The following is a 14,805-nucleotide window of genomic DNA, read 5'->3' on the forward strand; positions in this document are numbered from 1 at the left end:
TCTTGAATAAGATTGGTTTCAAAATGAAACTGATTGAAGCATAGCGATAGCAGTTTTAAAATGCAACCAAAATGGCGATATCAATATCGGGTCCGCTGATTGACGCTGGACCTGATGATGCAGAATCGGGATGAGATACCCATGGTGAAACGTAAGAGTATGAAAGAGGATGCCTGTCCGGTAGCACGTTCGCTGGATGTTATTGGCGATCGCTGGTCATTGCTGATCATTCGTGACGCTTTCGACGATCGCCGCCGTTTCAGCGATTTTCAGCGAAGTTTGCGCATTGCCCGCAATATACTGACCGATCGTCTGCGTATGCTGGTGGAAGAGGATATTTTGACCGTTCAACCTGCCTCGGATGGTTCGGCCTATCAGGAGTATGTACTGACGCCGAAAGGGGAACAGCTTTTTCCGCTGGTGGTTGCATTGCGCCAGTGGGGAGAACGGCATCTTTTTTCCCCCGGTGAGCCCCATTCCCAACTGCTGGACAGAGAAACCGGCAGGCCTCTGCAAGCCATGTCGCCCCACTCTGCGCAAGGGCGTTTATTGACCGCGCAGGATACGTTTGTACAGAAACTTGATTGAAGGAGCCGGCATGTCAGAAGAACCCAGGGGGACAGCGCTCGCGCTTGATGCTATTTCCCGTTATCTGAAGAAGCTGCACGTGCTCACCTTATGCGTGGGCGATAATTCGGATTTATGGTGTGCGAGTTGCTTCTATACTTATGACCAACAGCAGGTAGCCTTTTACCTGATGACGGAGTTACACACTCGTCATGGTGAACTGATGCGACGGCAACCGCGGGTTGCCGGGACGGTCAGCGGCCAGCCGAAAAGCGTCATGCTGATAAAGGGGGTTCAGTTTCAGGCGCACGCCGAGCTATTGCAAGGGGAGGATGAACAACAGGCAAGAGCGCATTATTACTCCCGTTTTCCCGTCGCCCGATCCGTCAAGGCGCCCGTGTGGCGCTTACAATTAACCGAACTGAAAATGACGGACAACACGTTGGGTTTTGGGAAGAAACGCCATTGGCAACGAACTGAGCAATGACGTCATGATGTTAAAAGATAGATAACCAGAGGAAAATGTATGAGCCGGGTATTGCTATTAGGTGCGACGGGGCTGGTAGGCAATGAACTGTTGCAGCTTTTAAAAGTCAATCACCGGGTTGAAACGATTTACGCGCCTACTCGTAAACCGTTGCCTCCTTCTGAAAAATTGGTGAATCCACACAACGTCGATCTTTCTGTGGCGCTTTCCCAGTTGATTTCCCCCATTGATATCGCTTTTTGTTGCCTCGGGTCCACGATCAAAACGGCGGGAAGCAAAAAAGCTTTTCGCTATGTGGATTACACGCTGGTGGTGGAAGGCGCAAAAGTGGCATTGGCGCTGGGAGCAAAACATCTGTTGGTTGTCAGCGCACTCAGCGCCAATGCGGCCTCGCCTTTCTTCTATTCCCGGGTGAAGGGAGAAACGGAGGAATCCTTACGTCAGCAGGGCTGGCAGCACCTGACGCTGGCGCAACCGTCGATGTTGCTGGGCGAAAGAAAAGACCGCCGTCTGCTGGAAAGTCTGGCTGCGCCGCTGTTTCGGTTGTTTCCGGCCAGGTGGCGCGCCATTGAAGGGAAGATCGTGGCTCAGGCGCTATTGAATCAGGCATTCTCTCCCGAGCCTAAAGCGCGTGTCACGGTGCTGGAGTCCGATCAGCTGCGTGCGCTGGGCGAGCAGAAATCACTGCAATAATAAGGCCGGTTGCTGGCAGCTGAGCACCGGGTAGAACAAGGGGGCGGAGCGGCGTCAGCGCAGGTGATGAATCACCTGATTGCTGCTGCCCCGCCAGATTAACGAAGGGTCTTTCAGATCCTGCACGAATTTGCCGTCAACCAGTACATTGATCAAATCCACCACCTGTTGCTGTTCCGCCGTCAGTTCCGCCAGCACGTAGCCCGTCCACACCCAGATATCTTTACCGGGGCACTCCGCGCGTATCCGTTTAACCAGTTTCAGGATCTCGGGAACATTTTGCGGGTGGAGCGGATCGCCGCCGGACAGGGAAATACCCTGCCGGGGGATCTCGGTGTCTTGCAGGTCGGCGATAATCCGGTCCTGAATTGCCTGGGTAAACGGCTGGCCGGAATTAATCCGCCAGGTGCTTTTGTTGTAACACCCGGGGCATTGGTGCACGCACCCGGCGACAAACAGAGTGCAGCGCGTACCGGGTCCGTTGACCACATCAACCGGGTAGTACTGGTGATAATTCATGTCGATAAAGCCATTTGATAAAGGTGAGGCCGCGCTCCCTGCGGCCTGAGATAATCACCCCAGTTGACCGTTAGCCAGGTGCTTGATCCGGCGTTTGACTTCTTCCTGCTTACCGGCGTTGAACGGGCGGGCATCCGGGCTGCCGAGGTAACCGCAAACGCGACGGGTGACAGAGACGCGGGATGAGTCATGATTTCCGCATTTCGGGCAGGTGAAGCCTTTGCTGGTACATTCGAATTCGCCGGTGAAGCCACATTCGTAGCACTCATCTATCGGCGTGTTGGTGCCGTAGTACGGTACGCGGGTATAGCTGTAATCCCAGACGTCTTCCAGCGCTTTCAGGTTATGTTGCAGGTTCGGATATTCGCCATAGCAAATGAATCCGCCGGTCGCCAGCGGCGGATAGGGCGCTTCAAAGTCGATCTTCTGGTAAGGATTGACCTTTTTCTCTACGTCCAGATGGAAACTGTTGGTGTAGTAACCTTTGTCGGTAACGCCCGGCACCACGCCGAATTCGGCCGTATCCAGACGGCAGAAACGGTCGCACAGGTTTTCGCTTGGCGTGCTGTATAGGCTGAAGCCGTAGCCGGTTTCCGCTTTCCACCGATCGGTGGCGGCTTTCAGATGAGCAACAATCGCCACGGCTTTCGCCCGCAGGGTTTCATTGTCGAAGACGTGGGCTTCGTTGCCAAACAGGGCGTTGATGGTTTCATGAATCCCGATGTAGCCCAGAGAAATGGAGGCGCGACCATTTTTGAAAATATCCGCCACACTGTCGTCCGCCTTCAGGCGCACACCGCAGGCGCCTTCCATATAAAGAATCGGCGCTACGCGCGCTTTCACATTTTCCAGTCTGGCGATGCGTGTCATCAGCGCTTTTTTCGCCAGCGCCAGACGCTGGTCTAGCAACGTCCAGAAGCGGACTTCGTCGCCGTTGGCTTCCAGCGCTATACGCGGCAGATTGAGGCTGATTACGCCCAGATTGTTGCGGCCGTCGTGAATTTGCTGACCATTCTCTTCATATACGCCGAGGAAGCTGCGGCAGCCCATCGGGGTTTTAAACGATCCGGTGACGTTGACGACCTGATCGTAGTTCAGGATATCGGGGTACATGCGCTTGCTGGCGCATTCCAGCGCCAGTTGCTTGATGTCGTAATTCGGATCGCCGGCCTTGTGGTTAAGGCCATCACGGATAGCAAAGACCAGCTTGGGGAAAACCGCCGTTTTGTGGTTTTTGCCCAGCCCGGCAATACGGTTACGCAGGATGGATTCCTGAATCAGACGAGATTCCCAACTGGTGCCCAGACCAAAGCCGAAGGTGACAAATGGCGTCTGGCCGTTGGCGGTGTGCAGCGTATTGACTTCATATTCCAGCGATTGGAAGGCGTCATAACACTCTTTTTCTGTGCGGGTCCGGGCATAGTCGTCGGCATTGGGGATCTGCCATTCGTCAGCAATTGCCTTATGTTTGGCATGGCTGGCGGTGACGAACGGCGCCAGAATCTCATCGATGCGGTTAATCGTGGTGCCGCCATAAATATGGCTGGCAACCTGAGCGATGATTTGCGCGGTCACCGCGGTGGCCGTTGAAATCGATTTCGGCGGCTCGATTTCCGCATTCCCCATTTTGAATCCCTTGGTCAACATACCGTCGAGATCGATCAGCATACAGTTGAACATCGGGAAGAAAGGCGAGTAGTCGAGATCGTGATAGTGAATCTCGCCGCGTTCATGAGCCAATACGACGTCACGCGGCAGAATATATTGTTTGGCGTAATGTTTGGCGACAATCCCGGCCAGCAGATCGCGCTGCGTCGGAATTACTTTACTGTCTTTGTTGGCGTTTTCGTTTAGCAGCGCCACGTTGCTTTGTTCAACCAGACCACGGATTTCCTGATTGAGACGTCCCTGACGCTCACGAGCCACATCACGGTCATGACGATATTCAATATAGGTACGGGCCAACTGTTTGTAGCTGCCGGACATGAGCAGGTTTTCGACTGCATTCTGAATTTCGTGAATATCGACACGCGATTTATCCTGCATTTGTTGAGCGACCGCACAGGCCACGGTTGCGCAGTAATCTGCATCATTAACACCGGCCGCATGCGCCGCGCGTTCAACCGCCTCTTTGATACGGACTTCATCAAAAGGCACCTGGCAACCGTCCCGTTTAATCACTACTGGTTTCACGTTTTCTTCCTCTGTCAATGTTATCCACAGGCAAAAACCGCAGCAGGCAAGGGCTGCGCTGGCTGTGGATGATATTGTGGATAAACACTACATATGGGTGATGTTTATAGGATAGACACTATATATTGAATTTGGTGCGCAGATATCATCATTTTATTGATGTAGAGCAAAGAAAATAGCATGTAGAAGACAATTCATACTTGAACAAAATGTAACCATAAAAGCAGAGCTGCCAGCAAAGGCTTGGTATACGCGGTGTTGCAATGGATTGCCGGTATTTAGCTATCAAGGCATCTAGACATCCAGAAGTGCTTTCAGTAATGTGTTCATAATTTTTTATTAATGCATCAGCGTAGTGACTATGGCGGAAAGCGTTCTGATTCCGGACAGAGGGTGAGACGTGAACGGGGCGCGCAGACGCGTCTTTTCGTCCGTCAGCGTGGTCACGCGGCGATGAAATCGTCATAAATGTATTTTTGATAACGATAATAACCATATCACTCCACGAAAGATGGAATAACGAAGGGAATATAACATCATGAATCGCCGTCATTTTATTAAGGGTGCCTGTGCTGTTTCCGTTGCCGCCGCGACAGCGGGCTGGCCGCTGGGTTATGCCTGGGGGGCACAAGCCGATGAGACGCCGAAAAAAGGCGGGCATCTGATTGTGGGGGTGGATAACGCTTCCAGTACCGACCGTCTGGACCCTGCGTTCTGGTTTGAAACCTACATGTATTTTGTCGGTTCCCAACTGTTCAATAATTTGGTGGAACTGGATGAACAAGGGGAGCTCATCCCATCGCTGGCTGAATCCTGGGACAGCTCGGAAGGCGGTCGCCTCTGGATTTTAAAAATTCGTTCCGGCGTCCAGTTCCACGATGGTCGTCCGTTGACGGCGAAAGATGTGGTTTACTCGCTTAATCACCATCGTGGCGAAACATCCAGCTCGGCGGTAAAAGGCTATCTGGACCCGGTCACGTCGCTGGAAGCGACGGGAGCGCTTGAAGTGACCATTCGCCTTAGCGAGCCGAACGTCGAATTTATTGCATTGCTGGGTGATGTGCATTTCGCCATTACGCCGGAAAATGAATCCTTTGATAAAGGGATCGGCACCGGCGCCTTTATTTTGGAAAGCTTCCAGCCGGGTGTGCGTACGCGGGTGAAACGTAATCCGAATCACTGGAACAGCGAACGCGGACATGTCGATTCGGTGGAAACGCTGGCGATGAACGATTCAACCGCACGCGTGGCGGCGCTGGTCAGTGGCTCCGCGCATATTATCAACCGCGTAAACCCGCGCATTGTCAGCCGCATTGAAAATATGCCGAATCTGCAACTGCTGCGTTCACGCGATGCGTTTATTTTCACGTTCCCCGGTCTGGGTAACGTCGCGCCTTTCACGTCGCAGGATGGGCGTCTGGCGTTGAAGTACGCCATCGATCGTCAGCAAATTGTCGATACCGTGTTGGGCGGTTACGCCAGCGTGGCGAACGACAACCCCATTTTCCCGTCGAATCGCTATTTCGCCAAAGACATTCCACAGCGTCCTTACGATCCGGAAAAAGCCAAATACCACTGGCAGAAAGCCGGATTCAGCGGTCCGCTGGTGTTGTCCGTCGCCGATGCCGGTTTCCCCGGCGCGGTGGATGCGGGTCAGCTCTATCAGGCATCAGCCCAGCGTGCCGGTATTCCGCTCACGGTGGAGCGTGTGCCGGACGATGCTTTCTGGGATAATGTCTGGATGAAGCAACCGTTTGTTTCTTCCAACTGGTCAATGCGCCCGACGGCTGATGCGCTGCTGTCGCTGGTATTTACCAGCAAAGCGCCGTGGAATGAGTCTTTCTGGCATGAACCTGCGTTTGACCAACTGGTGGAGTCGGCGCGTGGCGAACAGAATGAAGATAAACGGCGTCAAATCTACCACGATATCCAACTGATGTTGGTGGAACAGGGCAGCGAGATTATCCCGTTGTATGCTGATGCGCTGGATGCGTGCAGCACCAGGGTCAGAGGACTGAACGCGGTCCCTGGTTTCCCGCTGAGTGGCAACCGTGCTGCGGAGAAAGTGTGGCTGGCAAGCTGAATACAGGTAACCTGATGTCAGGTAATGGCGGGTTTTTTAGCGATCGTTTTCCACTGCTGGCGATGATTTTACGTCGCCTTGTGGTGGGTGTTCTGATGGTTGTCGTGGTGTCGGTGCTGATTTTTGCCGGCATTCAGCTGTTGCCGGGGAATCCGGCGACGGCCATTCTGGGGCAATCCGCCACGCCGGAAGCGGTGAAGGCGCTGAACCTGCAATTGGGACTCGATCAAAGCGCGCTATCTCGTTATCTCTCCTGGTTGGGCGGGGTATTGCGGGGGGATTTCGGGCAGAGCTTTACCAGCCGCCAGGATATCGCCCCCGTGCTACTCTCGCGCCTTGAAAATACGCTGTTTCTGGCAGGTGTCACCGCTGCGGTGGCGGTGCCGCTCGCCTTGTTGATGGGGTTTCTTTCCGTGCGCTATCAGGGAAGTTGGCTCGATCGGTTATTAAACCTGTTTACCCGTACGGCGGTGGCGTTGCCGGAGTTCTTCTCTGGTTATCTCCTGATCCTGATTTTCTCTATCACGCTGTTCTGGCTGCCCAGCAACAGCAGCGTGAGTGCAGGCATGCCGTTATCATCGCGGTTGACCGCGATAGCCTTGCCCTGCGTCACGCTGGTACTGGCGGTGTTGGGTCATATGAGTAATATGACCCGCGCGGCGCTCATCAGCGCGCAGAGCGCTGCCTATGTTGATACCGCCTTGCTGAAAGGCATCTCGCCTTCTGGTATTTTACTTCGCCATGTGCTGCCGAATGCCTGGGGGCCGATTATCAACGTCATCGTCCTGAATCTGGCTTATCTGATGGTCGGCGTGGTCATTGTAGAAAACGTCTTCGTTTATGCCGGACTGGGACAGTATATGGTCGATAGCATCAGCAAACGCGATATGCCGGTGATCCAGGGATGTGCGCTGGTGCTGGCGGCGATTTATATCTTGCTGAATCTCCTTGCGGATGTGGTCGCGCTGATCGCGAATCCTCGTTTGCGTCATGCTCGTTGATTCCTGGGGCGGCGTAAGCCATGTGGGAGAATGCAATATGTTAAGAGAAATGGATTCTACCGAATGCCTGCGATAAAACCTTCCGCGCTGCTCGGCCTGTCAGGGCTGAGCGTTTTTATTTTGGTGGCGTTGCTGGCGCCGTGGATTGCCCCGTATCCGGCTGAACAGGTGATCGGCGGCGCCTGGCTGGGGCCGATGGATAACGCCCTGCTGGGTACGGACAATCTGGGCAGAGATCTGTTTTCACGGTTGATCTGGGGAACGCGAACCTCGCTGGCGGTCACTGCTATGGCGGCGCTGCTGGCTTTTTTGCTTGGCACGCTGCTGGGATTTCTGGCGGGCGTGTGTGGCGGTTGGGTGGATCAGTTGGTTTCTCGTGTGAACGATGTGCTGATGGCGATCCCGACATTGATTCTGGCGCTGGTGGTGCTGGCGATGCTGCCGAAGAGTACGCTGACCATTATTCTGGTGCTGGGGGTGCTTGAGGCCACGCGGGTATTGCGTGTGGCCCGTGCGCTGGCGGTGGACATCGCCGCGCAGGAATTTATTGAAGTCGCACGGATGCGCGGCGAATCCATGCGCTGGATCCTGTGGCGGGAAATTTTACCTAACGCATTGACCACGCTGGCGGCGGAGTTCGCCATGCGGTTTATTTTCATTCTGCTGTTTCTTTCCGCACTGTCATTTCTTGGCATGGGGATCCAACCACCGACGGCAGACTGGGGGGGACTGGCGCGCGACAATAAAGACGGCATCCTGTTTGGCGTCTGGGCGGCGCTGGTGCCGGGGGCGGCGATCGCCCTGCTGGCGATTTCGCTGAATGCGGTGGCCGACTGGCTGCTGAGCCGCAACGAACGCAACTGGCAGGGAGGCCGACATGGGTGATTTATTGCGCGTTGAGCAGCTTTGCGTTGTGGCGGGCGACCAGACGCTGGTGCAGGACATCTCCTTCAGTCTGAAAAAAGGTGAAGTGCTGGGGTTGATTGGCGAATCCGGCGCCGGGAAATCGACCATCGGGCAGGCTATTCTCGGCCATTGTCGTCATGGCATGCGTATTCAGCACGGCAATATCTGGTTGCAGAATACCAATCTGGCCGCGCTTACGGCGCGGCAGTTGCGAAAAATCCGCGGTATGCGCATCGCCTACGTGGCGCAATCTGCCAGTGCGGCGTTTAATCCGGCGCAAACCATCGGCGAACAGGTGATTGAGGCCGCCGTGCGTCATCATGTGTTGTCCCGCAAGCAGGCGATTGAACGGGCGCTGACGCTGTTCGGTCTGCTTTCTCTGCCGGAACCCGCGGCGTTTTTCAAACGCTACCCGCATCAGGTATCCGGCGGACAGCTTCAACGAGCAATGATTGCCATGGCGATGTGCGCCGGGCCTGAGCTGATTATCTTTGATGAACCGACGACGGCGCTGGATGTCACCACGCAGTTGGGCGTACTGAAAGCCATTGACGACATTATTCGTTTAACCGGCGTCGCCGCGCTTTATATCAGTCACGATCTGGCCGTGGTTGCTCAGCTCAGCAACCGAATCATGGTGTTGCGCAACGGCCGTCAGGTTGAAACCGGAGAAACGGCGCAACTGCTGGCTCAGCCGAAAGAAGACTATACCCGCCAACTGTTGCAGGTAAGAGGCGAGCACCGGCAGCCTCTGCCGCCGCCGGATGCTACCCTGCTGGATATCCGCACGGTCAGTGTTCATTATGAGCGTCAGCGCGTACTGGCGTCGGTGTCCCTGCAACTTGGCCGCGGACGGACGCTGGCGGTCATTGGTGAGTCCGGCTCGGGAAAATCGACGTTGGGGCGCGCGGTCTGTGGGCTGATCTCTCCGGCAAGCGGTGACGTTTTGCTAAATGGCGAGCGCCTGCCAGCCCGATTGGCGAAGCGTACCCGTCAGCATTTGCAATCAATACAAATGATCCATCAGCATCCTGATACCGCGTTGAATCCACGTTTGACGGTAGGGATGCAGATTGAACGCACCATCGCCTGTCTGACGGATTTACCTGCCGTGCAGCGGCGTATACGCGTGCGTGATTTGCTGCATCAGGTTGGGTTGCCGGCGACGGTTGCCGAACGCTACCCGGCATCGCTTTCCGGCGGTCAAAAGCAGCGCGTTTGCATCGCCCGGGCACTGGCGGCCTCACCGGCGGTGATTGTCTGTGATGAACCGACATCTGCGCTGGATCCGCTGGTGGCGCGGGATGTACTGGCGCTATTGGCGCAGATTCAGCAGGAAACCGGCGTCTCTTATCTGTTTATCACCCACGATCTCCACGTTGTCCGGGAAATCGCGGACAACGTGGCGGTATTGAAAAACGGGCAGATTATTCGTCAGGGAGCGGTGGACGAAGCGCTATCGCCGCCGCTGGATGATTATACCCAACGGTTGTTGGATGCCGTACCGGAAATGCGCTGCGGCTGGCTGCGGGAAGTAATGGACGCCGCTGACGTATAGTCTTCCGGTGGTCGTGAAGCGGCTATTTTTGTCTCTCAGGGAAGGGAGGAAGCTGACGGAATGTGTTCAGCAATCCTTCCGCCCACGCCCTGCGGATGGTGGCAAAATAGTGGTTGTTCTCGGTGATTCGCTGTTGTTCGCTGACGTCAAAACTGTTATTGCGATAAATCATGACGTCCAGCGGCAGCCCGACGGACAAATTGCTGCGCAGGGTGGAATCGATGGAGATTAATGCGCAACACATAGCCTGTTCCAGCGGCGTATCCATACTCAGCACCCGATCGATAATCGGTTTACCGTACTTGCTTTCGCCGATTTGGAAATAAGGCGTATCGCGGGTGGCCTCGATGAAGTTGCCTTCGGGGTAAATATGGAATAATCGCGGTTCTTCATCGCCAATCTGGCCGCCCAGCAGCAGATTACAGCCGAAGTTGGTATTGCTGCCGCTCTGCTGGGACTGGCTATCGCGATAAATCACTTCACGCACGGTTTCTCCCAGCAGCGTGGCGGCGTCATACAGGGAACTGACCTGCATCAGGTTGGGCGTGTGCTGTGCCTCAATGCGGGCGGTGAGCAGGCTGATGATACTCTGCGTGGTGGCCAGATTACCTGCGCACTGAATCACCAGAACTCGTTCGCCTTCATGATGAAAAACATGAAGTTTTTTGAACGTTGCAATGTGATCGACACCGGCGTTGGTGCGGGAATCTGAAGCAAATACCAAACCGTCGGACAGACGCATGGCCACACAGTACGTCATAGATACCTTCTCGTTAAAAAATTTACTGTTGCTGCTGTACCTGTTGCTGTTGTTCAAACAAGCGTACTTCAGCCTCTGAAAACATCTCTTCACACCCGCCGCCAAGCCGTGTCCCGCGTACCGGACAGGCATCCAGATAATCCATGCCCACCGCTAGCCACAGGTGCTGATGGAGCTCCCGGGTGTTATTGGTAATATCAAATCCCTGCCAGCGACCGTCCAGCCAGACTTCGGCCCAGGCGTGCATCGCCACGTGCTGGGTATCCTGACTATACACATAGCCGCTTACATAGCGGGCTGGGATATGCAGGCTGCGACAGCAGGCCAGAAAGACGTGGGTGTGATCCTGACAGACGCCTTTCTGCATGGCAAACGCGACGGCGGCGGTATCCTGAACCTGCGTCGCGCCGGGAGTATACGGCATTTTCAACTGTAATTCCGCCATCAGCGTATTCAGGCTTTCTTCCGGTGCGTCGGGCCGATAATAGCGCATCGCAAACTCACGAATGCTGCTGTCGGCCTCGGTCAGCGGCGTGGTTCGCAGAAACACCAACGGTGACAAAGGATCAGTCTCATTACTGTGATAAACCTCTTCTGCGTTATCGGCGATTTCTACCACGCCTTGAGCGTGAATCGTGATGTCGTGATGCGGAATATCGAGGGTCAGCACGTGCAGGATATTACCGTAGGCGTCGGTGGTGGCAACGGCCGAGGCGGGCAGCGTCAGTTTCCATTCCCGAATCTGCTGGCGGGCCGAGTTCTGCGGCGTCAGGCGCAGGTACTGGGTGCTGAATTTCACTTCCTCATCATAGTGATAATGCGTCAGGTGATTGATGGTGAGTTTCATAGCGCCTCCAGATAGGTATGACGGATGCTGTCAGCCAGTTCATTGATTTTGCCGATAAAATTATTGAGATAAAGGTGCAGATCGTCGGCCAGAATGTCATCCAGCGTGCTGAAGCGCAGCTCGACGTGCAGCAGGTGGGCGAGACGATGGGGAACCTTGGCCCGCTGGCTACCGATGGCTTCCAGTTGCTGTACCAGATCGCCCACACAGGCGTGCAGCGAACGCGGAACATCCTCGCGTAATACCAGCAGTTCGGTCACGGTTTCACGGCTCATCGGTTGGCGATAGATGCTGTGGTAAGCTTCCCGCGCACTGACCGATCGCAACAGCGTATCCAGCCGATAATATTCTCGCACCGGATCGGGATCGCTATTCAACTGCTGGTCTTTCACGTTGAGCAACTGCGCGGTGGCGTAAGCTCGCTCTATCAACGTGCCGAGACGAATAAAGCACTGCGCATCGTTACGCAGCAGCGTACCGAACATGGCGCCCCGAAACAGATGAGAACGCTCTTTCACCCAGTCAAAGAACGCATCAATGCCAATTTTATCGACCCCTTGATGGCGCAGGTTGCGGATATCAATCCGGGTGGTGTTAATGCACTCCCAGACTTCGGAGGACAGACTGCCGCGCACGGCATGGGCGTTGTTCCACGCCATCTCGATGCAGTTGTAAATGCTGCTCGGATTCTGGCTGTCCAAGGCAAAGAAGTTCAGCAGGTTATTCATCGAAAAACGAACGTAACGCTGCTGAAACAGCTCGTGGGTGTAGGTCAGGTTCAGCGGCAGCGCCAGATCGTTCTGCTGCTGACTGTGGCGCGGCATCATGGAGAGTTTATAGGTTACATCCAGAACGCGGGCGAGACTTTCCGCCCGTTCCAGATAACGGGCCATCCAATAGAGTTCACTGGCTGTGCGGCTTAGCATGATTCATCCTCCTCCATGACCCAGGTGTCTTTCGTACCGCCGCCTTGCGACGAGTTGACCACCAGTGAACCTTCCGTGAGCGCCACGCGGGTCAGACCGCCCGGCACCAGACGGATCTCCTCGCCAAACAGCGCGAACGGGCGCAAATCAATGTGGCGGGGAGCCAAACCATCTTCGACAAAGGTGGGGCAGGTGGAGAGCGCCAGCGTTTCCTGCCCGATGTAATTATGCGGGTTTGCCAGCAGGCGCTGCCGGAAGTCGTCTATTTCCTGACGCGAGGCCCTCGGGCCGACCAGCATGCCGTAGCCGCCCGCGCCGTGGACTTCTTTCACCACCATACTGGCCAGATTGTCGAGCACGTAGCTCAATTCTTTGGGATCGCGGCACTGCCAGGTCGGAATATTGCCCAGAATCGGTTCTTCGGACAGGTAGAAGCGGATCATATCCGGCACATAGGGATAGATAGACTTATCGTCCGCCACCCCGGTGCCAATGGCATTGGCCAGTACCACTCCACCCGTGCGATAGACCGACAACAGGCCCGGCACGCCGAGCATCGAATCGGCGCGGAACGCCAGCGGATCGAGGAAGGCATCATCCACGCGGCGATAAATGACGTCCACCTGACAAGGGCCTTCCGTGGTGCGCATATAGACCGCGCCTTCCTTGACGAACAGGTCGGCGCTTTCCACCAGTTCGACCCCCATTTGCTGAGCCAGAAAGCTGTGTTCGAAATACGCACTGTTAAAGCGCCCCGGCGTCATCACCACAACGGTAGGATCATCGACGGGCGTGCTTTCACGCAGCGTTTGCAGCAGGTAGCTGGGGTAGCGTTCGACGGGGGCGATATGCTGTCTGGCAAACAGATCCGGGTAGAGCCGCATCATCATTTTGCGGTTTTCCAACATGTAAGAGACGCCGGAAGGGGTCCTCAGGTTGTCTTCCAGTACGTAATAATTGCCGTCGTTGTTACGCACCATATCGATGCCGGTGATATGGGCGTAGATATTGTTGTGCAGATTGACTCCCTGCATACAGGGCTGGTACTGATCGTTTGCCAGCACCTGCTCGCTGGGAATAATGCCTGCTTTGAGAATATGTTGTTGATGGTAGATATCGTACAGAAACGCGTTCAGCGCCTGTACCCGCTGACGGATGCCGCGATCGAGCTGTTGCCATTCATGGGCCGGAATAATGCGCGGCACGCTGTCGAAAGGAATTAAACGCTCGGTTCCTCCTTCTTCACCATAAACGTTAAAGGTTATCCCAACCCGATGAAACAACAGCTCGGCCTGTTCCTTTTTCTGACGGATTGCCTGCTGATCGGTCTGTTGTAACCATTGCCAATAGGAGTTGTAGTGCTGACGTTGTTTGCCTTCCACCGAGATCATCTCGTCGTAGTAAGGCGCAGTCGGAAGTTTCATTTTTATCATTGTCATCCCCAGGCATCACGCTTGATAGCGATAATAGGACAATGCATAAAATGCGCCATTTTGACAAAGTACGCGTCTGTCATTGTTTAGCGAAAAATTTTGCACACTGATGGGGCGTTTGGTGAATGGCTATGCACCATAGCCATTCATGTCAGGGACGATGCGGTGAGATAGAACGAAAAAATTACCGGGAAAAATTTTTTAACGTCACCCGGCGACGGCCCGCAGGGTGACGGGCAGGGACGGGATCGCCCGTCAAAAAAGACGCTGCCAAATGGTGCGTCTTTGGGGAGAATGATCAATAACGGGGCTTAGCGACGAACGGCAATCGCTTCAATCTCGATTTTGACGTCTTTCGGCAAACGAGCGACTTCAACACAAGAACGAGCCGGGAACGGCGCTTCGTGTTCGGTGAAGAAGGCTTCATAAGCGGTATTGACGAGAGTAAAGTCGTGCAGATCTTTAACGAACACGGTGGTTTTGACGATGTCGGAAACTTTCAGACCCGCGGCTTCCACAATGGCCTGAACGTTTTCCAGGGACTGACGCGTCTGAGCCGTAATATTGTCGGCAACCAGACCGCTTTTCGGATTTACCGGAATCTGTCCGGATGTGATGATCATGCTACCGAGATCGACACCTTGTACATAAGGGCCAATAGCGGTTGGAGCGTGTTCAGTGCTGATAGTGCGTGACATGGTATCTCCTGATTAGGGCGTAAAAGGAACGCTGAGAACCTACCGGGATAGGCTCTGACGCTGCCCATTATTCAAAAAAGCCCTGCATCAGGCAATGTCCGTGAGCAGGGCAATGAAAGAAAGTCGTCAGCCGC

General features: G+C 54.8%; 14 protein-coding genes. 7 read left to right on the forward strand and 7 right to left on the reverse strand.

Annotation, left to right across the window (positions count from 1 at the left end):
• Window positions 1-141 precede the first annotated feature (141 nt).
• From B4923_RS08105 to B4923_RS08115, 3 genes are read left to right on the forward strand one after another with little or no spacing between them, the layout of a single operon-like run.
• Window positions 142-588: a winged helix-turn-helix transcriptional regulator gene (locus B4923_RS08105; protein WP_109053845.1), complete on the forward strand. Its 447-nt coding sequence runs from the start codon at window positions 142-144 to the stop codon at window positions 586-588.
• A gap of 10 nt (window positions 589-598) precedes the next feature.
• A complete protein-coding gene (locus tag B4923_RS08110) occupies window positions 599-1,054 on the forward strand; it encodes a YhbP family protein (RefSeq protein ID WP_109053846.1) in 456 nt (151 codons plus the stop codon).
• Window positions 1,055-1,093: 39 nt separating this feature from the next.
• Window positions 1,094-1,747, forward strand: coding sequence for a Rossmann-fold NAD(P)-binding domain-containing protein (locus B4923_RS08115; RefSeq protein ID WP_109053847.1), 654 nt, complete (start codon window positions 1,094-1,096; stop codon window positions 1,745-1,747).
• A gap of 54 nt (window positions 1,748-1,801) precedes the next feature.
• Here the strand turns inward: B4923_RS08115 and nrdG are convergent, their stop codons facing one another.
• Together nrdG and nrdD are read right to left on the reverse strand one after the other, a co-directional pair.
• Window positions 1,802-2,266: an anaerobic ribonucleoside-triphosphate reductase-activating protein gene (gene nrdG, locus B4923_RS08120; RefSeq protein ID WP_109053848.1), complete on the reverse strand. Its 465-nt coding sequence runs from the start codon at window positions 2,264-2,266 to the stop codon at window positions 1,802-1,804.
• 54 nt (window positions 2,267-2,320) lie between these two features.
• On the reverse strand, window positions 2,321-4,459 hold the full coding sequence (nrdD, locus tag B4923_RS08125) for an anaerobic ribonucleoside-triphosphate reductase (protein WP_109053849.1): 2,139 nt from the start codon (window positions 4,457-4,459) through the stop codon (window positions 2,321-2,323).
• 538 nt (window positions 4,460-4,997) lie between these two features.
• Here nrdD and B4923_RS08130 point away from each other — a divergent pair.
• The 4 genes from B4923_RS08130 (at window position 4,998) to B4923_RS08145 (ending at window position 10,007) form a co-directional block, all read left to right on the forward strand.
• Window positions 4,998-6,542 (forward strand): ABC transporter substrate-binding protein, encoded by a 1,545-nt coding sequence (locus B4923_RS08130; RefSeq protein WP_109053850.1) that lies wholly within the window; start codon window positions 4,998-5,000, stop codon window positions 6,540-6,542.
• A gap of 14 nt (window positions 6,543-6,556) precedes the next feature.
• On the forward strand, window positions 6,557-7,543 hold the full coding sequence (locus B4923_RS08135; protein ID WP_109053995.1) for an ABC transporter permease: 987 nt from the start codon (window positions 6,557-6,559) through the stop codon (window positions 7,541-7,543).
• Between the two features lie 63 nt (window positions 7,544-7,606).
• A complete protein-coding gene (locus B4923_RS08140; RefSeq protein ID WP_109053851.1) occupies window positions 7,607-8,428 on the forward strand; it encodes an ABC transporter permease in 822 nt (273 codons plus the stop codon).
• Complete coding sequence (locus tag B4923_RS08145) at window positions 8,421-10,007, forward strand: ABC transporter ATP-binding protein (RefSeq protein WP_109053852.1); 1,587 nt, start codon at window positions 8,421-8,423, stop codon at window positions 10,005-10,007. The genes B4923_RS08140 and B4923_RS08145 overlap by 8 nt, the downstream gene beginning before the upstream one ends.
• A 22-nt stretch (window positions 10,008-10,029) precedes the next feature.
• Here the strand turns inward: B4923_RS08145 and B4923_RS08150 are convergent, their stop codons facing one another.
• The 5 genes from B4923_RS08150 to ridA all read right to left on the reverse strand — a co-directional run bounded on the left by B4923_RS08150 (window position 10,030) and on the right by ridA (window position 14,671).
• A complete protein-coding gene (locus tag B4923_RS08150) occupies window positions 10,030-10,767 on the reverse strand; it encodes a proteasome-type protease (protein ID WP_109053853.1) in 738 nt (245 codons plus the stop codon).
• Between the two features lie 22 nt (window positions 10,768-10,789).
• On the reverse strand, window positions 10,790-11,614 hold the full coding sequence (locus tag B4923_RS08155; protein WP_109053854.1) for a transglutaminase family protein: 825 nt from the start codon (window positions 11,612-11,614) through the stop codon (window positions 10,790-10,792).
• On the reverse strand, window positions 11,611-12,540 hold the full coding sequence (locus B4923_RS08160) for an alpha-E domain-containing protein (RefSeq protein ID WP_109053855.1): 930 nt from the start codon (window positions 12,538-12,540) through the stop codon (window positions 11,611-11,613). Before B4923_RS08160 ends, B4923_RS08155 begins: the two co-directional genes overlap by 4 nt.
• Window positions 12,534-13,973, reverse strand: coding sequence for a circularly permuted type 2 ATP-grasp protein (locus B4923_RS08165; RefSeq protein WP_109053856.1), 1,440 nt, complete (start codon window positions 13,971-13,973; stop codon window positions 12,534-12,536). The genes B4923_RS08160 and B4923_RS08165 overlap by 7 nt, the downstream gene beginning before the upstream one ends.
• Window positions 13,974-14,284: 311 nt before the next feature.
• Window positions 14,285-14,671 (reverse strand): 2-iminobutanoate/2-iminopropanoate deaminase, encoded by a 387-nt coding sequence (gene ridA, locus B4923_RS08170; protein ID WP_109053857.1) that lies wholly within the window; start codon window positions 14,669-14,671, stop codon window positions 14,285-14,287.
• Between the last annotated feature and the right edge of the window lie 134 nt (window positions 14,672-14,805).

This window comes from Brenneria roseae subsp. americana, from assembly GCF_003115815.1.
GTDB classification, from domain to species: Bacteria; Pseudomonadota; Gammaproteobacteria; order Enterobacterales; family Enterobacteriaceae; genus Brenneria; species Brenneria roseae.